The following is a 17,797-nucleotide window of genomic DNA, read 5'->3' on the forward strand; positions in this document are numbered from 1 at the left end:
CGCGCGATTATTTGCTTGCGGAAAAGATATGGATCACACCCTGCAAGGCGGCCGACTTTCAGCGACCATCAAGGCGGACGGCGCCGAACTTTGCTCGCTGAAAAACGTCGAAGGACTCGAATTGTTGTGGCAGGCCGGCCCGGCCTGGCCGCGGCATTCGCCGATCCTGTTTCCCATCGTGGGGCGGCTGAAGAACGACGAGCTGCGGCACCGGGGAAAGACTTACCCCATGACCCAGCACGGATTTGCCCGCGACCAGACGTTCGACTGGCGGGAGCGCGGATCACGATCCTGCACCCTTGCCCTCACGGACAACCCGGCAAGCCGCCGGTGCTTTCCGTTCGCGTTTCGGCTGGCCGTGACCTACGCGGTGGAGGACGTCCATCTGGACGTGCACTTCGAGATCACCAACACGGGCGGCGAAACGCTGCCGGCTTCGCTCGGCGGTCATCCCGCATTCAATTGGCCGCTTTTGCCGGGACTGCCAAAGCAAGCCTATGGAATCCACTTCTCGAATGAGGAGCCCGCACCCATTCGCCGCCTGAAGGATGGGTTGCTGCGCGAGAAGCCGGAGCCGACGCCGGTCACGGGCAAATATCTTGCCCTCTCCGAACAGCTTTTCACCGACGACGCCGTGATTCTGGATCACCCGGCAAGTACCAGCATACGCTACGCCGCCGACCGCGGCCCGGCGATCACGATGCAATGGCAAGGCTTTCGCGAGCTCGGCATATGGTCGAAACCAGCCGGCGCGCCCTTTCTCTGCCTCGAACCGTGGCGCGGGTTCGCCTCACCGCTGGACTTTGGGGGCGAATTTGTCGACAAGCCCGGCATCATGAAAATCGAGCCCGGCACGAGCGAAGTCCTCTCCTATCGCATTTCGGTTGGTTGAACAGACGGCTCGAACGCGCGCTTGTCTGATCCCGTGCTGCAAAGACGATGAGTTCAACCCTGCGCCGTCAGGACTACGTCGTCCATTATCAGCGCGTCGATACCGGACTTGCGGAAGGTGACGATCGCGTCGGTCGGCGTGCAGACAATCGGTTCACTGTCGTTGAAGGACGTATTGACGACGATCGGCACGCCGGTCAGCTCGTGGAAACACGAAATCAGCTCGTGATAGCGCGGATTGAGCTTGCGGCTCACGAGCTGCACGCGGGCCGTTCCGTCCTTGTGCACGACCGCAGGGATGCGATTGAGCTTGTCGGACTTGACCCTCGGCGTGAACAGCATGAACTCGTGGCTTGCCGAACGCGGCCCGACGTCGAACCATTCGTCGGCGTGTTCGGAGAGCACGCTCGGCGCGAAGGGACGAAAATCCTCCCGGTGCTTGACCTTCTGGTTGAGGATATCGCGCATCTCCGGCCGGCGCGGATCGGCCAGAAGCGAGCGGTTACCCAGCGCGCGCGGCCCGAATTCCATGCGACCCTGAAACCAAGCTACGATCTTGCCGTCGGCGATCATTTTCGCAGCGTCACGCGCCGGTGACTTGCTCTGCCGTGCTTTCAGGCCCGCCGCCTTCACCGCCTCGAGGATTTCGCGCCGCTTGAAAGACGGCCCGAGATACGGCGTCGAATAGCCGCGCTGCGGCGGCTTTTTCTGGGTGTCGACATGCGCCATAAAAGCGGCGCCGATCGCCGTGCCTGCATCGTGCGGGGCGGAAGGAATGAAGAGATTGGCGAACTCGCCGGATTTCTGCACCACTTCATTGGCCACACAATTCAGTCCGACACCGCCGGCGATGCACAGATTTTCGACTGGCACCATGCGCTTGATGCGACGGACGAGCGCCATGACGGCTGCATCGGTCGCCTCCTGCAGGCTTGCGGCGATGTCGGCATGCCGAGGCAGAAATTCGGAATCGGGCTGGCGTGGCGGTCCGAACATCTTCTCCATCGTGGCGGCCTGGTTCGGATGAGAACCAAGAACATCCTGCGCGATGCCATAGTTTTCCTTCTCGGCGCGCAGGATCGAGTGAAAGGTCTCGCGGTAGACTGCCGGATTGCCGTAGGCGGCCAGCCCCATGGTTTTCGACGCGTCGTAGTGCGAGAAGCCGAGATAGGAGCTGAACACTTCCCACAGGAAACCGATGGAATGCGGATAGTCGAAAACCTCGATTTCCTTGACCTCGGCGCCAACGGCCTTGGCCAGCGAAGCGCCTGCGGTCTCGCCGATGCCGTCGATGGTAAGGATAGCCGCGCGATCAAAGCCGGACGGGAAGTAGGCCGAGGCGGCATGCGCCAGGTGGTGGGAAACGAAGTGCAACCGCTTGCCGAGCGTGCGTCCCAAGAGCTCGTCGAGCGCCCCGGGCACCTGAGCGACCCTCAAGCGGAAGGTTTCCTCGAGCCGCGGATCCCACCATTCCGCGCGGTATGATTTTCGCCGCCGCCTGGGATCGAACGAAAAACCGACATGGTGTATATCGCGGGCGGAGAGCCCGGCGGTCTTCAGGCAGTGGCGGATTGCGCGTTCGGGGAGCTGGTGAGGGTTGTCGAAGCTTGCCTCCTTGCCATGCTTGATGCGGTTGAACCGCTCCTCCTCGACGGCGGCCACAAGCTTGCCGTCGACGAGCACTGCCGCGGCTGACTCGTGGTAGACCGAGTTGATTCCAAGGACGTTGACCAATTCGCTACACTCCTGTCGCCGTTCAGCTCGTCAAAGCGTGGTTGGCCGTGACTGAACGGTTCATGACCATGAATCAGATGGGACGCATTTTAACGAATTTTGATCGACAATACTTCGCAGGCATTTTTACCGAAAACTTGCGCGTGCCCTGTATGGTCGCTCACAGATGAGGTTGCGCCGAAGGATTTGGCTGCTCAAATGAGCTTACAATTCAAGACGGTCAAGAAGGCAGAATCGAACTCGTTCATCGACGAGCTCGAGGAAGCGGTTTCGCGCGGGACGCCGGCAAGCCGCGCGCGGGCGCTGTGGCATACGACTGACCTGATGATCGCGGGCAACTTCAGCGAGGATGAGATCTGGACTTTCGGCGAAGTCGTCACGCGCCTGGCCGACGAAATCGAGGTCGCCGCCCGTGCGCAGTTGTCCGAGAAGCTGGCGCACTTCGACCAGGCTCCGGTCAATATCATTCACAAGCTGGCCTTCGATGACGCAATCGAAGTCGCCGGCCCCGTGTTGCGAGAATCGAAGCAGCTTGAGACCTATGCGCTGGTGGCCAATGCCTGCACCAAGAGCCAGGCGCACATGCTCTCGATCTCGCAGCGCGAGACGCTCGAAGAGCGCGTGACCGACGAACTGGTCAAGCGCGGCGACCAGGAAGTCGTCAAATCGGTAGCCAGCAACAGCGGCGCCAAATTCTCCGACTTCGGCTTCCTGAACATGGTCAAGCGCGCCGAGGGCGATTCCATCCTCGCCGAACAGCTTGGCCTGCGCAAGGACATCCCGCGGCACGTCTTCCAGCAACTGATCGCGAAAGCGACTGACGATGTGAAGAAACGGCTGGAGCGCGAGCGTCCGGATATGGCGCGGCAAATCCAGTCCTCAGTGAGCGACCTCGCCGGCGAATTGCAGTCGAAATTCGGCCCCTCCTCGCGCGGCCATTTCGTCGCCAAGCGCGTGGTGACGACGCAGCACCGGCTCGGCAATCTGAACGAGTCCTCGATCTCGGGCTATGCCCGCTCGCACCGCCTCGAGGAGGTCACCATCGGCATGTCGCTGCTCTGCTCCCTGCCGACCGACATGGTCGAGCGCGTGCTGCTCGACAAGAATCGCGAGATGCTCCTGATCCTGTGCAAGGCACAGGATTTCTCGTGGGACACGATGATGGCGCTGCTGTTCCTCGGCGCCAAGGATCACCGGATCACCGCCAGCGAGCTCCGAACTCTCGAAAATGATTACGGCCGGCTCAACATCGAAACGTCGCGCAGCGTGCTGGCCTTCTGCCAGTCGCGCAAGGGCGGCACGGCGGCCGATGCCGGCCTCAAGGCCGCGCTATACGCCTGATCATGGGAGGCTGGCATGAACGCTATACCGTTTGGCAAGGGTGTACCCGCTTTCGGCAAGGCCGCGGGGCAAGGCTTTGGCCGCAAGGGCGGCGCCACGACCGAGCGATCCGATGTTCCGAAGCAGGACGGCGGTGCGCTCGATACCGCGCGCACGGTGCTTGAAGCGGCCAACGACTTCAAGGACGAGGCGACCGCCGAAGTCTGCCGCCGGGTGATCGAGGCGAGCATGAACGGTCAGCAGCCGAAGCTCTCGGATCTGCGCATCATCAATAACTATTTTCAGTAAGACTGCAGGCTCTAAGACTGCAGGCTCATTGTTCTCGCCGTCTCCGCGCACGCCGGGAGCGACGATTTCCAGAGGCGGCCTACTTCTCTCCCAGCACCTCGCCGAACAGTACCCACGACTTGCCGTCGAAACGCGCCATCTGGATCTGACGGATGGGCGTGACATTGTTCGGATCGGTGTAGACCTTGATGCCGGGCAGCAGCATCGGCATTTCCACCCCGTTCAGCGATTTGGCCTGCTTGAGAATGTTCTCGCGGGAAAGATCGTCGCCGCAATTCTTCAACACCAGCGCCATGATCTGCGCCACGGTGTAACCCTGCACGTTGTAGAGATCGCCGGTCGAGGCATTCGCCTGGTACTTCTTCATCCAGACGAACCAGTCCTTCAGCGCGGGATCGTTGGCCCAGCGCGCATCGTTGGGGTCCTTCAGATAAAGCCCGGTCACGACGCCGACCGAATTTTCCAGGCCCGCTGGCTCGAGCACCGCCGAAAACGAATTCGACACCGAGGGCAGGATGATCAGCGGCTTCCAGCCCATGCTCGCGGCCTTCTTGATCGCCTGGGCGGCGAATTTCGGAGTCGCTTCCGCAAAGAAGACGTCCGCACCGGATTCGCGCATCGTCACCATTTGCGAATCGATGGTTGGGTCGGCCGTAAGGTAAGTCGTCTCCGAGACGAGCTGCTTGATGTGCTCGCCGAGCCCCTCCTTGAAGCCGCGCACATAATCCTTGCCCGCGTCTTCATTCGGGGCAATCACCGCGATCTTCGCGTCGGGCCTGGTCTTCAGGATATATTGCGCGTAAAGCCTGCCTTCCAGTTCGTAGGTCGGGTTGAAACCCACGGTCCAGGGAAAATGCGCGGGATCGTTCCAGCGTGTCGCGCCCGAGGACACGAAAATCTGCGGCACGTGCCTGGCGTTGAGATATTTCTGCACCGAGATGTTCGGCGCGGTGCCGACCGACGAGAACATCGCCAGCACCTCGTCCTGCTCGACCAGCTTGCGGGTCTGCTCGACCGTCTTGGCCGGCGAGTAGGCGTCGTCCAGGGTGATAAATTCGATTTTGCGGCCGTTGATGCCGCCCTGGTCGTTCAGCATCTGGAAATAGGCGGCCTCAGCGCGGGCGATGGTGCCATAGGCGGAAGCCGGCCCGCTATAGGGCGCGGTGTTGCCGAGCTTGATGGTCGCTTCGGCCGCGTGGCCCGCGCGTGGCAGCGCCGCAAACATCGCGAGCAGCGAAACGGCGCACAAATTCCTACATGCTGACATCATGCTGACAAAGCCCTGGCGTTTCCGAAAAACCGGCCATTTGACCGGCTGTTTTGATTCATTTCCTGTTACAAGGATAAGCGCCGGCCGCCCGCGGACAACCGCCAAAAGCGCCTCACGGGATTGCGCAAAAATTCCTTTCACTTATCTGAGGTCCGGTGTACGTCCCGCCCCGCCTTTTTCTCCGGCTCCCAAAAACCTTCACGAGACCTGCCCCTCGGCCGCCATGCCTTCCATCATTTCCATCTCCAACGTCTCCAAGACCTACGGCTCCGGGTTCAAGGCCCTGAAGGACATCAATCTGGAGATCATGAAGGGCGAAATCTTCGCGCTGCTGGGGCCGAACGGCGCCGGCAAGACCACGCTCATCAGCATCATCTGCGGCATCAACAATCTCTCCAGCGGCCGCATCACGGTCGGCGGCCACGACATCATTTCCGACGCGCGGCCTGCGCGCACCATGATCGGGCTTGTGCCGCAGGAATTGCACACCGATGCCTTCGAGACGGTCTGGGCCACCGTGAGCTTCAGCCGCGGTCTGTTCGGCAAGCCGAAGAACCCGGCCCATATCGAAAAGGTGCTGAAGGACCTTTCGTTGTGGGACAAGAAGGATTCCAAGATCGTCACACTGTCCGGCGGCATGAAGCGCCGGGTGATGATCGCCAAAGCGCTGTCGCATGAGCCGCAGGTGCTGTTTCTCGACGAGCCGACCGCCGGCGTCGACGTCGAATTGCGCAAGGGCATGTGGGAAGTGGTGCGGGCCCTGAAAGCTGCCGGCGTCACCATCATCCTCACCACCCATTACATCGGCGAAGCCGAGGAGATGGCCGACCGTGTCGGCGTCATCAACAAGGGCGAGATCATCCTGGTCGAAGAGAAAGCCCAACTGATGCAGAAGCTCGGCAAGAAGCAGCTCAGGCTTCACCTGCAATCGAGCCTCGGCGCAATCCCGCCGGCGCTCGCCTCCTACCAGCTTGAGCTCTCGAATGCCGGCGATGAGCTGATCTTCAATTACGATACCAGGGGCGACCGCACCGGCATTACCAGCCTGCTTGCCGATCTGCGCAATGCCGGCATCCGCTTCGCCGATCTCGAGACCAGCCAGAGCTCGCTGGAAGATATCTTCGTGAGTTTGGTGCGACAGCCATGAACTTCCGGGCCATCCGCGCAATCTATCGGTTTGAAATGGCGCGCACCTGGCGCACGCTGCTGCAGAGCATCGTGTCGCCCGTGGTGTCGACCTCGCTCTATTTCGTCGTCTTCGGCGCTGCGATCGGCTCGCGCATCACGCAGGTCGAAGGCGTGAGCTACGGCACATTCATCGTACCCGGACTGGTGATGCTGTCGGTGCTGACGCAAAGCATCACCAATGCGTCATTCGGGATTTACTTCCCGAAATTCGTCGGAACTATCTATGAGATTCTCTCCGCGCCGATTTCCTATTTCGAGATTGTGCTGGGCTATGTCGGCGCGGCGGCGACCAAATCGATCATCCTCGGCCTGATCATTCTCGCCACCGCCGGCCTGTTCGTGCCGCTACATATCCATCATCCCATCTGGATGCTGGCCTTCCTGGTGCTCACCGCCGTCACATTCAGCCTGTTCGGATTCATCATCGGCATCTGGGCCGACGGATTCGAGAAGCTTCAGATGATCCCGATGCTGGTGGTGACGCCCCTGACCTTCCTCGGCGGCAGCTTCTATTCGGTCAACATGCTACCATCGGGATGGCGCACCGTTACGCTGCTCAACCCCGTGGTCTATCTGATCTCGGGCTTTCGCTGGAGCTTTTACGAAATCGCCGACGTCAGCGTCACCGTAAGCATCGGTATGACGCTGGCGTTTCTCGTCACTTGCATGGTCGTGGTGGCCTGGATTTTCAAAACGGGATACCGGCTGAAGAATTGACCGGTACGTCATTTCAGCTCACCTCGCCCCGCGGAGGGGAGACGCCGGATCAGACCAGCGATCCGGGTGAGAGGCAACTCGTGACGGTCGTGGGTGGGTTTAATCCCCCAACCGCAGCCTCCTCCCCGCAAGCAGGGAGAAGGAGCGGATATCCTCAATATCGATAGCAGCGCCAGTGGCCATAGCGATTGTAGTAGCCGCGGCAACGGGGACCGGGGATGCCGAGAATGCCGTCGACCGCACCCACGGCGCCGCCGACGCCGGCGCCGACCGCACCACCAACTGCGGCTCCCACCGGACCCGCGGCGCGGCCACCGTCGTAAGAACCTTGCGCGGCGCCCCGCTCCATGCCGCCGACCAGGCCTTGCGCATGCGCAAATTGGGGAATGGCGAGCAGCGCCAGCGCAGAAGCGAGGACTGCCAGCCCGCGCATAGTTCCAATTTCAACGGCATGCCTCGCTGCCGTGACTGCCCCTTCGTTCTTCGCCATCGTCGAATTCCTCCAGCCATGAATGGTACGCTGATAACGCCGGCGTGAGGTTCGGGTTCCCGTCCTCCATCAATGCGCTGTCGCGACCACGACCATAAAGGCAGATCCTCGAGCTTTGCCGCGTGGTTAATGACGGCGCGATGCGCCAAACACGTTTCGGCGATGCGAAAGCCATGGTGGAACCAGCAGCGGAATTCCGGCATATTAAGGCGGTGGGATGGGGTGCGGTGCGAAATCGAGGCCTGTAGGCCGGAGGTAAAATGCGTTCCCTTCTCGTTGCTGCGACGACCCTGGTGCTGTTTGCCGCGAGTGCCGCACAGGCCAAAGTTTCAATCACGGTGGACAAGGATGCCCAGATGATGACCGTCGCCGTCGACGGTGTCACGCGCTATCACTGGCCGGTCTCCACCGGCAATCCATCGCACGAGACGCCGAACGGCACCTTCCGCACCTTCCGCATGGAAGCGGATCACTTCTCCAAGGAATTCGACGACGCGCCGATGCCGCATTCGATCTTCTTCACCAAGATCGGGCATGCGATTCATGGCACCGAATCCGAAAGAAGTCTCGGCATGCCGGTCTCTCACGGTTGCGTGCGGCTGTCGCGCGCCAACGCCTCGACGCTCTACGCGCTGGTCGAACAGCAGGGCGTGCTCAACACCACTGTGACGCTGACCGGCTCCTCCACGGTGGCGATCGCCCGCAAGCGCGGCAACACCGCGATCGCGCGCGCCGAACCCTCGCAGCCCGACCAGCAGTATCAGCAGCCATATCAGCAGCAATATTCGAATTCCGGACAGCCGATCATGCTCACGCCGCAGCCGCAGTTCTTCCCCGGCCGCCATCCTGTGCAGCAGCAGGCCGACGACGGCTATATCTATCCGGCCGATGGCAGCTCGACCGACCAGCGCTATCCGGCGCCTCGCGGCGTGCGACGTTCTTATGACAGGCAGGCCGATTACTATCAGCAGCAGCCGCAGGGTTATGACGCCTGGGGAAATCCCTACCAGCAGCAGCGCAGCTACTATCAGCAGCAGCAGCGCTCCTATTATTCGAACTGACGATCACGCTGGAAAGCAATTCACCTCTCCCGCGGGAAGCGGTCGGCGCGAAGGCGGGTGAGAGCGAAAGAAGCCCGATGCAGCGTATCCCTCGCCCCAACCCTCTTGCCAAAGGGAGAGGGAGCACATCACCATTGCGGCGCTATTGAACTCGATCCCGCTAACCTTAAAGCTGCGAGGCGTCCTTCAAGTCCCGCTTGATGGAGGCCAGCAGCGCTTGCAGCGTTTCGGTTCGATCCGCGCGAGGCGACGCTGGCGCTGAAGGTGCCGCAGACGAGGATGTGGACGGCATCGCGGCGGGGACGGGCTTTGCGGCAGCAGACCTCGCACCGACACCATTGATCGCAGCTCGCGGGGCCGCTGAACGCCTGATCACAGGCCTCGGAGGGAATGGCGGCCGCTCCGCGGGCTGATCCGATGGTTCGGGTATCCCCAAGGTGTCGTCGGCATGCACGAAATCGCCATGCAGGACGTCGTCATGACGGCTCATCAGCCAAAGGGTAACCCAATAGCCGGCCGCCAGAACAATGATACTAATAATACCAATCTCAAACATCTTGGGGCTTACGCCTGAAAGCACGAATGATTCAATGCCTCGGCAGGCCGGTCAAGGCCTGACTCAGGCGCGGGCCGGGCTTTGCGGCGTTAACCCAAATGACACCCGAGTCTCCTTCCCTTGGAGCGAGCGAGGTCTAGCTCGCGCCGCGCAGCCGGCACGAGGTGTTGCAGGTCACCACGTTGCCCTTCATGCAGACGCGGCACACATCGACACATTGGTTGAGCTGCCGGGCGTCGTAGGCGGCATAGCGCGAGGCAATGCAGAGCTTCTGCTCAGGCGTATAGTCCGGCTCCTGACAGGCCGACAGACCTGCCGCAAGTGCTATCAGGCAAAGCAGATCTCGCCATCGCACCACCCGCTCTCCTCGCACCAGATGGACCAAACTGCCGATTCCACAATCCCCGATGGGTCCAGCCGGTTCTGCACAGCACCATCGTCGGCCGTCATTACGAACCTCCACGACGAACCCGATTCCGCAAGCACCAACGTCGTTCATCCCGATATAGTACAAATGTCAGAGCCCGGCCATCAGCGGCGCAGAAAATCCGCTTCTCTGATCGCGACATTCGCAAAGGTGCAGGCTTGCAAATGACGCGAATGCTAGCCCCCGGGATAGCGGGGCGTGCTAGGATAATCCAGCGCATCCTGGAGGCGTCTGGCGATTGCCGGGCGTCTCATTTCATCTTGGCGGCGGAATGCCTGTAATGGACCGTGTGAACGCAAACCTGGCTTCCGGAGCGAGGAAAAGAGGGTCGCCTTTTTTGCTCATTGCCGCCGCGCTTCTGATCTTTGCGGCGATCGGCGGCGCGACATTCCTGCTGTGGCGGCCGACCACCTTGCGCATCGCGGTCGGGCCTGCCGGAAGCGAGGACCAGAAACTGATCCAGAATCTGGCACAGACGTTCATTACCGAAGGAAGTCCGGTCCGCCTGACGGTGATCACGACCGCCGGCCCGGTCGAAAGCCTCGGGCTTCTCGCAGCCCATGAGACCGATCTCGCGGTGGGCCGTGCCGACGAGGACATGCCGAAGGGGGCAGGATCGCTTGCCATCCTGCGCAAGAACGTCGTGGTGCTGTGGGCGCCTTCAGGCGCGCCGAAGAAGGGCGGCAAGAAAGACAGCAAGCCGAAGATCAAGGAGATCGCCGATCTCGAAGGACATCATATCGGAATTCTCGGCCGTACCGCCGTCAACGTCACGCTTCTCAAGGTGATCCTGAGCGAATCCGGCGTCAATCCCGCCAAGGTGGCGATTTCATCATTCTCCGTTTCGCAGATCACCGACATGGTGAAAGATCCCAGCATCGACGCCTTCATGACGGTCGGCCCGCTCGACAGCAAGATCACCACGGATGCCATCGTCACGACGGCGCGGCTGCGCGGCGAGCCGGCCTTTCTCGCCATCGACGTCTCCGAGGCGATTGCCCACAAGCATCCGCTCTATGAGGCCGAGGAAATTCCAGGCAGTTCGTTCACGACCTCCCCTGCCCGCCCCGACGATCAGGTCGATACCGTCGGGGTCAACCACCTGATCGTCGCGACCAAGTCGTTGTCCGACACGGCGGCCGGAGCATTCACGCGGGCGTTGTTCAACGTGCGGCCGGCGCTCATCAGGGAGAACCCGGCCGCCTCCAAGATCGAGAAGCCGGACACCGACAAGGATGCGGCGATCCCCGCACATCCGGGCGCGGCGGCCTATATCGACGGCACCGAACGCACCTTCCTCGACAAATACAGCGATTATATCTGGGGCGGCGTCTTGCTACTCTCGGTGCTCGGTTCGGCATCGGCGTGGTTGCGCCATTACCTGAAGCGCAATGAGCGGTCACTCACCGGTGCACACCGCGACAAACTGCTGGCGCATATCGCACAGGTGCGAAAGACGGACTCTCCTGAAGAACTTGATGCCCTTCAGGAGGAAGCCGACGAATTCCTGCGCGAAACGCTTGAAGGCTACGACGACGGCGCGATCGATGAAGGCGATCTGTCCGCCTACAGCCTCGTGCTCGAACAATTTCATCGCGCAGTCGCCGACCGCCGCGCGATGATCAACGTCAGCTCGGCCAGAGCTCCCATCCAGAAGCTTGCAAACTACGGCGGCGATCACTGAAAGACCCGCGGGACGCTTCGCTGAAGAAAGCTCTCATCCGGATCGCCAAATATGCTTCACCCCTCCCCGCGAGCGGGAGAGGTGAAGCGAGTCCGCGTTTCAGAACCCCATCAGACGGCGGATGATACCAGCCGCACTGGCGTGATAGCGATGGCGGTAGTGGTGGCGCGGCGCAGGGCTCGTCCCCTCATCCGAAGCCGAGGCCTGGACATCACGCGACGGCCCGATCGATTCGAACTGCGCCTTCTGTTCGTCACTCAGTTGGGCGTAGAAATCGTCGAGCGCCGGCTTGACGGTTTCGACTGCCTGCAACATCGCATCCAGCCGTTTGGCTGCGGCCGCGAGCCGTGCCGGCGGCGTCAGCGCCTCGTTGGGCTCGCAGGTGTCCTTGAGCATGTCGGCGGCCCTGGCAGTGGCATCCTTCAGATTGTTCAGGCTCGCCTGCTGGGCCGCGGTTGGATGCACCTTTCGCTCGATCTCGGCCGCCGGCCAATCGGTCGCGCCCGGTTGTCCGCTGCCGCAGGACTGCGCCATCGTCCCCTGGTTCTCGCGGCCACGACGCTGTTCTTCGCCAAGAGCGTTCAGCCGCGACTTCTGCTCGTCACCGAGCAGGCCCCAGAAATGATCGAGCGGAGGCTCGACGATGTTGATCGCAGAGATCATCGCCTCGAGTCGCGTTTGCATCGCGGCCAACCGGCCGGGCGCGGTGGATGCGACCTGTGATGGACAGGCGTCCTTGATCAGCTGGGCCGCTTTCACGGACGCATTGGCGAGATCGTCGAGCGCCTTGCGCTGCTCGTCATTCGGATTGACGGCTTGCTGGATCTTGTCGATCGGCAGACCGGCAATGTCCTGAGTGTCCTGGCCGCACATTTGCGCCACTTCGTTCGGCTGGCTCGGCGCGGCTGCGCCTCCGGACGACGATGCGGTACCGCGACCGGCATAACCGCCAGCATATCCGCCGCCAGCATAGCCGCCGTAACCACCATATCCGCCGTCGCCGTAAGGCAGATAACCAGCAAGATCCTCATAGTCGTAGGGCGAGAAGATGCCGGCATAGATGTCGCCATAACCGTAATCCCAGAACGAGGGGCCGTAGCCCCACATCGCGTAGTCGTACATATCGTCGTAGGCGAACGGCCAGAACAGCGGACCGACCCAGCCGTAGCCGCCGTTGCCGTGCTGCCACCAGCCGCCATTCCAGGCGCCATGATTCCACCCGGCATTGCGGCCGCGCCAGCCGGCCGTCGCCGCTGCCGCTGCGATCTGCGCGCGGTTACCCGGATTGTTCAGCGCATTGTGGTTACGCATGGCACCGGCAACGTTGCGGCCGGCAAGCGCGTTATGAACGGCGTTGGCGCGCATCGCGCCCTGATGATTCAGACCCCCATGATTTAGACCGCCGGCAACATTGTGGCCAATCGCGGCGTGACTGTTGCGGAAGCTGCTGCCGCCCGCCGCCCGCGAAAATGCGGCTCGGGTGCCTGCTCCGCCAACGGTTCGCCCGGCGACGCCGCGGCCGCCGCGTCCGCCGCCCGCGAAATGCCCGCCACCGCGTGCACCAGCGAAGTGCCCGCCACGCGCACCCGCGAAGTGTCCCCCATGCGCACCGCCGAAATGACCACCGCGCGCACCGGCGAAGTGTCCACCGCGCGCACCACCGAAATGACCACCACCAAAATGCCCGCCGGCGAAATGCCCTCCGCCACCATGGAAGCCGCCAAAGTGTCCGCCGCCGCCGTGGAAGCCACCAAAGTGCGCTCCGCCGCCGCCGAAATGCGCGCCGCCACCGCCGAAGTGTGCACCACCGCCATGGAAGCCTCCCCCACCACCGTGGAAGCCGCCTCCGCCACCACCATGAAAGCCACCTCCGCCGCCGTGCGGACCTGCATACGCAGCGGCTGATAGTCCAACGGACAACACAACGACCGACAACCATCTAACGTTAGACATCGTATTCCTCCCACCCAACGGCGGTGCTGGCATCGCACTAGCCAGATCGCGAGGCCGCACAGCGGCACAATTTCGACAATATCTCAGCAAACGCGGAGATTGCCGGGCGGGTTCCGGCTGACTGTGGCGGAAGGCTAAAATCGATTTCAGAATCGAGTTCTGTTCAGGCGCTATTCGCCGTCGCGAAGGCGGCGATAGACCGCGCCGAGCACATTGCAGTAGTCGTCGGTCCAGACCCGCTGGTCCGCCTTGGCATCGGTCGCTTCCCATTTGTCGGAAGCAGCGAGCTTGCCAACATCAGCATCCGCCCGTGCGGACACCACGACATTTGTCGCGAAGATATAGTCGTCGTCGCGGCCGGAATCTTCGTCATAGACCCAGCTCTTCATCCCGTTCGCGTCCGCAATCCCGACGACGACGCTTGCGAGTTCCAGATGACGGTTCGAGACATGCATCAGCACCACGCCTTGCGGCGCGAGCTTGTCCTTGTAGATCTTCATCGCCTCTTGGGTGGCGAGATGGATCGGGATCGCGTCCGATGAATAAGCATCGACGATGATCAGGTCATAGAGTCCGTCCGCCTCGCGCGCAAATGTCAGCCGCGCGTCGCCGATGACCGGCCTGAAATCAGGCTGGCAGTTCTGGACGTAAGTGAAATATCTGGAATCGCGCGCGGTATCGACCATGGTCTGGTCGATCTCGAAGAACTTCCAGGCTTCGCCCGGCGCGGCCGAGCAGGCCAGCGTGCCGGAGCCGACGCCGATCGCGGCGACGCGCAACGGCGCCCCCTTGCGCTCGCGCACCGCGGTGATCGCCTGACCGATGCCGCCGTCCTTGTGATAGTAGCTGATCGGCTCGGGCCGTCCCGCGACCGGCGTGCCGTCGACATTGAGAAATTTCTGCGCACCGTGGATCGTCGTGCCGTGCATCAGGACATGGTAACGGCCGCCCGGCGTCGTCACGATCTTGTGGACGCCGAAGAAGCTGCGCACCGTATCGACCCGCCCGTCATCGGCGGGATAGACGCGCACCAATACCAGCGCCAATGCCGCGATAGCCGCAAGCTTGAGCCGCGCGGTGTCGAACACCAGTGCCAGCAACATGCCGAGAACCGCGACGCCGCCCGCGAGATAAACGCGATGCGCCTCGAACCATTCGAACATCTCGCCCCTCATCTGCGACGGCACGATCAGGAGGAGCGCGATCGCGACTGCAAGCGGCCACAGCCAGCGGCTCAGGCCTGGCCAGCGTTCGTTGCCGATCGGGCGGCACAACGCGGCGAGCACGATCAGCACCGGATATTCCGCGATCCAGGAAAACACATTCGGCGCGATCAACCCGGCGAACAGCCCGCCGACCATGCCGCCGAACGACAGCGCCACATAGAAGCCGGTGAGGTATCTTGCGGGAGGCCGCGTACGCGCGAGTTCGCCGTGGCAAGCCATCGCAATGACGAAGAAGCCGAGCTGATGTCCGCCGAGCGTCAGCAGCAGATTCTGCTCGCCGCCCACGGCGAGCAGCACGATGACGCCCGCGATCGCAACCGGCTGCGCCCGCAGCATCCATTTGTGCGGCAATAACGGGCGTGTCTGGAATACCAGCACCCAGGTCAGCAGATAAAGCGAGAGCGGCAGCACCCACAGCAAGGGCGCGGCAGCGACGTCGGTCGAAATATGCGCAGTCACCGCGATCAGCAGGCCGGAGGGCACCGCGGCCAGGAACACCCAGCGCGCCCGCGTCGCGAGAGATGGCGGCGGTACCTCGCTTTCGGCCACGACCCTATCGGGCACCAGCGCCGGAGACCGCCACAGCAACAGGCCGCAGGCCGCGATCAGGGCGATCAGGAGGCCGTAGCCGCCGGTCCAGAGCAGGTTCTGCATCCTGAGTGTGAAGATCGGCTCGAACACGAATGGATAGGACAACAGCGCCAGGAAGCTGCCGATATTGGACGAGGCATAGAGGAAATAAGGATCGGTGCCATCGGGATGGCCGGTGCGAACGAACCAGGCCTGCAGCAGCGGGTTGTTCGCCGCGAGCGCGAAGAACGGCAGGCCGATCGAGGCGACAAATAGCCCGAGCAGCCAGATCGCGTAGCCTGAGGTCGGCGGTTCGCCCCAGCGCACGGCAATCGCAAGCGGCAGCGTCGCGAACGCCAGGACCAGGACCGCCACGTGCACCAGGATCGGGATCAGACGGTTATTGATCCGCATCAGAAGATGGGCGTAGACATAGCCCATCAGCAGCAGCGACTGGAAAAACACCATCGCCACGGACCATACCGCCGGCGAGCCGCCGAGCCGCGGCAGCACCATTTTGGTGAATAGCGGCTGCACCGAAAACAACAGCAAGGCGCTGACGAAGATCGCCGCCGTATAGACCGGCAGCACCAGGCGGTTGCGCGAGACCGACGGCTGGCCTGTCTTCGATTCGGCAGCGGGCATGAAAACTCCGGTAATCGGCGCGGCAGGGCGGCGCAATGGAGCATAGAGCGGGAATGCGGGCAATGCGAACTGCAATCAAACCGCTGTGCTGGTCGCCAGCGGTTCGCTATGTAACTCATCGTGACAAATTCTGTTTGAAGCCCACATGAACGAAACCGACGTCGTCATCATTGGAGCCGGCCATAACGGGCTCACCTGCGCAGCCTATCTCGCGAAAGCGGGACTCAGGGTGCGCGTGGTCGAGCGCCGCAAGGTCGTGGGCGGCGCTGCGGTGACCGAAGAGTTTGTCCCGGGTTTCCGCAATTCGGTCGCCGCCTACACCGTGAGCCTGCTCAATCCGAAAATCATTTCCGACCTGAAACTCGCCGAGCATGGGCTGAAGATCGTCGAGCGCCGCGCGCAGAATTTTCTCCCGGCGCCGGACGACCGTTACCTTTTGACCGGCGAAGGCCGCACCAAGGACTCCCTGGCAAAGCTCAGCCCGCGGGACGCCGAAGCGCTCGATGGCTTCAACCGCAGACTGGAAGAGATCGCCGACGTCTTGCGCGCTTTCGTCCTGCGTGCGCCGCCGAACCTGGTCCACGGCTTCGGCGTGGGCGCGATCCGCGAAAGCTTCAACGCGCTCGGCACCGCCAATATCCTGCGCGGCCTGTCGCTGGAGCAGCAACGCATGCTGCTCGACCTGTTCACCCGCTCGGCCGGCGAGATGCTGGACGAGGTGTTCGAGAGCGACCTGATCAAGGCGCTGTTCGGCTTCGACGCCATCGTCGGCAACTATGCTTCGCCCTACGCAGCGGGCTCGGCCTATGTGATGCTGCACCACGCCTTCGGCGAGGTGAACGGCAAGAGGGGGGTCTGGGGCCATGCCATCGGCGGCATGGGCGCGATCGGCCAGGCAATCGCGCATGCGGCCAAAGCGGCCGGCGCCGAAATCACGTGTGAAGCCGGCGTGCGCGAGGTGATCGTCGAGTGCGACCGCGCGGCGGGCGTCGTACTTGACAACGGCGAGACGACGCGCGCGCGATACGTCGTGTCCGGCGTCAATCCAAAGCTTCTCTACACCCGGCTCGTGCCGTCAAACGCGCTGCCGGAGGATTTTCGAAGGCGCATGCAGCACTGGCGCAACGCCTCTGGCACCTTCCGCATGAATGTGGCGCTGAGCGCCCTGCCGTCTTTCACCGCGCTGCCGGGCGACGGGGATCACCTCACCTCAGGCATCATCCTGGCGCCAAGCCTTGCCTACATGGACCGCGCCTGGCTGGACGCACGCGAACACGGCTGGAGCCGCGCGCCCGTGGTCGAGATGCTGATCCCCTCGACGCTGGACGATAGCCTCGCGCCGTCGGGCCAGCATGTCGCCAGCCTGTTCTGCCAGCATGTCGCGCCGGAACTGCCGGACGGCCGCTCCTGGGATGACCGCCGCGACGAAGTCGCCGACCTCATGATCGCAACCGTCGACAAATACGCGCCGGGCTTTGCGGCCAGCGTGATCGGACGCCAGATCCTCTCGCCGCTGGACCTCGAGCGACAGTTCGGTCTGCTTGGCGGTGACATCTTTCACGGCGCGCTCACGCTGAATCAGTTGTTCTCAGCGCGCCCGATACTCGGCCACGCCGACTACCGCGGCCCCCTGAAGGGGCTCTATCACTGCGGCTCGGGCGCTCATCCCGGCGGCGGGGTCACCGGCGCACCCGGCCATAACGCCGCGCAAATGATCCTGCGGGATCACCGGGGATTATTCCGGTAAAGGCAGTGG

16 protein-coding genes are annotated in these 17,797 nt (G+C 62.6%); 9 read left to right on the forward strand and 7 right to left on the reverse strand.

The annotated features are described in order from the left end of the window. The first annotated feature begins 28 nt into the window (after window positions 1-28). Window positions 29-892 (forward strand): aldose 1-epimerase family protein, encoded by an 864-nt coding sequence (locus NEZ08_RS19275; RefSeq protein WP_298110364.1) that lies wholly within the window; start codon window positions 29-31, stop codon window positions 890-892. Between the two features lie 53 nt (window positions 893-945). On the opposite strand, the gene NEZ08_RS19280 is transcribed toward NEZ08_RS19275, so the two are convergent. Beyond that, window positions 946-2,625: a carbamoyltransferase C-terminal domain-containing protein gene (locus tag NEZ08_RS19280; protein ID WP_298110365.1), complete on the reverse strand. Its 1,680-nt coding sequence runs from the start codon at window positions 2,623-2,625 to the stop codon at window positions 946-948. Between the two features lie 198 nt (window positions 2,626-2,823). Between NEZ08_RS19280 and NEZ08_RS19285 the strand changes: the two genes are divergently transcribed. Beyond that, window positions 2,824-3,966 (forward strand): DUF2336 domain-containing protein, encoded by a 1,143-nt coding sequence (locus tag NEZ08_RS19285; protein WP_298110366.1) that lies wholly within the window; start codon window positions 2,824-2,826, stop codon window positions 3,964-3,966. A 15-nt stretch (window positions 3,967-3,981) separates the two neighbouring features. Next, on the forward strand, window positions 3,982-4,254 hold the full coding sequence (locus tag NEZ08_RS19290; protein ID WP_298110369.1) for a hypothetical protein: 273 nt from the start codon (window positions 3,982-3,984) through the stop codon (window positions 4,252-4,254). Between the two features lie 79 nt (window positions 4,255-4,333). On the opposite strand, the gene NEZ08_RS19295 is transcribed toward NEZ08_RS19290, so the two are convergent. Then, window positions 4,334-5,524 carry an ABC transporter substrate-binding protein gene (locus tag NEZ08_RS19295; RefSeq protein ID WP_298110372.1) on the reverse strand — a complete coding sequence of 397 codons (1,191 nt, stop codon included), beginning with the start codon at window positions 5,522-5,524 and terminating at the stop codon, window positions 4,334-4,336. 223 nt (window positions 5,525-5,747) lie between these two features. Here NEZ08_RS19295 and NEZ08_RS19300 point away from each other — a divergent pair, with 223 nt between their 5' ends. Together NEZ08_RS19300 and NEZ08_RS19305 are read left to right on the forward strand one after the other, a co-directional pair. Then, on the forward strand, window positions 5,748-6,671 hold the full coding sequence (locus tag NEZ08_RS19300; protein ID WP_298110373.1) for an ABC transporter ATP-binding protein: 924 nt from the start codon (window positions 5,748-5,750) through the stop codon (window positions 6,669-6,671). Beyond that, the gene (locus NEZ08_RS19305; RefSeq protein WP_298110375.1) at window positions 6,668-7,429 is read left to right on the forward strand and encodes an ABC transporter permease; all 762 of its coding nucleotides are present in this window, start codon (window positions 6,668-6,670) and stop codon (window positions 7,427-7,429) included. Before NEZ08_RS19300 ends, NEZ08_RS19305 begins: the two co-directional genes overlap by 4 nt. A gap of 154 nt (window positions 7,430-7,583) precedes the next feature. Here the strand turns inward: NEZ08_RS19305 and NEZ08_RS19310 are convergent, their stop codons facing one another. Continuing rightward, the gene (locus tag NEZ08_RS19310) at window positions 7,584-7,862 is read right to left on the reverse strand and encodes a hypothetical protein (RefSeq protein ID WP_298110525.1); all 279 of its coding nucleotides are present in this window, start codon (window positions 7,860-7,862) and stop codon (window positions 7,584-7,586) included. Between the two features lie 317 nt (window positions 7,863-8,179). Here NEZ08_RS19310 and NEZ08_RS19315 point away from each other — a divergent pair, with 317 nt between their 5' ends. Further along, window positions 8,180-8,980, forward strand: coding sequence for a L,D-transpeptidase (locus tag NEZ08_RS19315; RefSeq protein ID WP_298110378.1), 801 nt, complete (start codon window positions 8,180-8,182; stop codon window positions 8,978-8,980). Window positions 8,981-9,672: 692 nt separating this feature from the next. Here NEZ08_RS19315 and NEZ08_RS19320 read toward each other — a convergent pair. Next, on the reverse strand, window positions 9,673-9,891 hold the full coding sequence (locus NEZ08_RS19320) for a hypothetical protein (protein WP_298110383.1): 219 nt from the start codon (window positions 9,889-9,891) through the stop codon (window positions 9,673-9,675). A gap of 409 nt (window positions 9,892-10,300) precedes the next feature. On the opposite strand from NEZ08_RS19320, the gene NEZ08_RS19325 reads away from it, so the two are divergent. Continuing rightward, entirely contained in the window at window positions 10,301-11,647 is a 1,347-nt protein-coding gene (locus NEZ08_RS19325; RefSeq protein ID WP_298110386.1) for a TAXI family TRAP transporter solute-binding subunit, read from the forward strand. A gap of 99 nt (window positions 11,648-11,746) precedes the next feature. On the opposite strand, the gene NEZ08_RS19330 is transcribed toward NEZ08_RS19325, so the two are convergent. After that, on the reverse strand, window positions 11,747-13,012 hold the full coding sequence (locus tag NEZ08_RS19330) for a Spy/CpxP family protein refolding chaperone (RefSeq protein WP_298110388.1): 1,266 nt from the start codon (window positions 13,010-13,012) through the stop codon (window positions 11,747-11,749). Between the two features lie 29 nt (window positions 13,013-13,041). Next, on the reverse strand, window positions 13,042-13,251 hold the full coding sequence (locus NEZ08_RS19335) for a hypothetical protein (protein ID WP_298110391.1): 210 nt from the start codon (window positions 13,249-13,251) through the stop codon (window positions 13,042-13,044). On the opposite strand from NEZ08_RS19335, the gene NEZ08_RS19340 reads away from it, so the two are divergent. Next, window positions 13,250-13,552: a hypothetical protein gene (locus tag NEZ08_RS19340; RefSeq protein ID WP_298110394.1), complete on the forward strand. Its 303-nt coding sequence runs from the start codon at window positions 13,250-13,252 to the stop codon at window positions 13,550-13,552. The genes NEZ08_RS19335 and NEZ08_RS19340 overlap by 2 nt on opposite strands. A 218-nt stretch (window positions 13,553-13,770) precedes the next feature. Here NEZ08_RS19340 and NEZ08_RS19345 read toward each other — a convergent pair whose 3' ends face one another. Beyond that, entirely contained in the window at window positions 13,771-16,041 is a 2,271-nt protein-coding gene (locus NEZ08_RS19345) for a fused MFS/spermidine synthase (protein ID WP_298110397.1), read from the reverse strand. Between the two features lie 145 nt (window positions 16,042-16,186). Between NEZ08_RS19345 and NEZ08_RS19350 the strand changes: the two genes are divergently transcribed. Further along, entirely contained in the window at window positions 16,187-17,788 is a 1,602-nt protein-coding gene (locus NEZ08_RS19350) for an NAD(P)/FAD-dependent oxidoreductase (protein ID WP_298110398.1), read from the forward strand. Window positions 17,789-17,797: the final 9 nt, after the last annotated feature.

The sequence above is a fragment of the Bradyrhizobium sp. genome (genome assembly GCF_027451485.1).
Lineage (GTDB): Bacteria > Pseudomonadota > Alphaproteobacteria > Rhizobiales > Xanthobacteraceae > Bradyrhizobium.

Excerpts from the sequence above, each read along its gene's own strand:
- NEZ08_RS19275 (WP_298110364.1), top strand. The coding sequence starts at position 29 with ATGGATCACACCCTGCAAGGCGGCCGACTTTCAGCGACCATCAAGGCG.
- NEZ08_RS19300 (WP_298110373.1), top strand. The coding sequence starts at position 5,748 with ATGCCTTCCATCATTTCCATCTCCAACGTCTCCAAGACCTACGGCTCC.
- NEZ08_RS19350 (WP_298110398.1), top strand. The coding sequence starts at position 16,187 with ATGAACGAAACCGACGTCGTCATCATTGGAGCCGGCCATAACGGGCTC.
- NEZ08_RS19315 (WP_298110378.1), top strand. The coding sequence starts at position 8,180 with ATGCGTTCCCTTCTCGTTGCTGCGACGACCCTGGTGCTGTTTGCCGCG.
- NEZ08_RS19340 (WP_298110394.1), top strand. The coding sequence starts at position 13,250 with ATGCGCACCGCCGAAATGACCACCGCGCGCACCGGCGAAGTGTCCACC.
- NEZ08_RS19310 (WP_298110525.1), bottom strand. The coding sequence starts at position 7,862 with ATGCGCGGGCTGGCAGTCCTCGCTTCTGCGCTGGCGCTGCTCGCCATT.
- NEZ08_RS19335 (WP_298110391.1), bottom strand. The coding sequence starts at position 13,251 with ATGGGGGACACTTCGCGGGTGCGCGTGGCGGGCACTTCGCTGGTGCAC.
- NEZ08_RS19285 (WP_298110366.1), top strand. The coding sequence starts at position 2,824 with ATGAGCTTACAATTCAAGACGGTCAAGAAGGCAGAATCGAACTCGTTC.
- NEZ08_RS19305 (WP_298110375.1), top strand. The coding sequence starts at position 6,668 with ATGAACTTCCGGGCCATCCGCGCAATCTATCGGTTTGAAATGGCGCGC.
- NEZ08_RS19330 (WP_298110388.1), bottom strand. The coding sequence starts at position 13,012 with ATGCGCGCCAACGCCGTTCATAACGCGCTTGCCGGCCGCAACGTTGCC.
- NEZ08_RS19345 (WP_298110397.1), bottom strand. The coding sequence starts at position 16,041 with ATGCCCGCTGCCGAATCGAAGACAGGCCAGCCGTCGGTCTCGCGCAAC.
- NEZ08_RS19290 (WP_298110369.1), top strand. The coding sequence starts at position 3,982 with ATGAACGCTATACCGTTTGGCAAGGGTGTACCCGCTTTCGGCAAGGCC.
- NEZ08_RS19295 (WP_298110372.1), bottom strand. The coding sequence starts at position 5,524 with ATGATGTCAGCATGTAGGAATTTGTGCGCCGTTTCGCTGCTCGCGATG.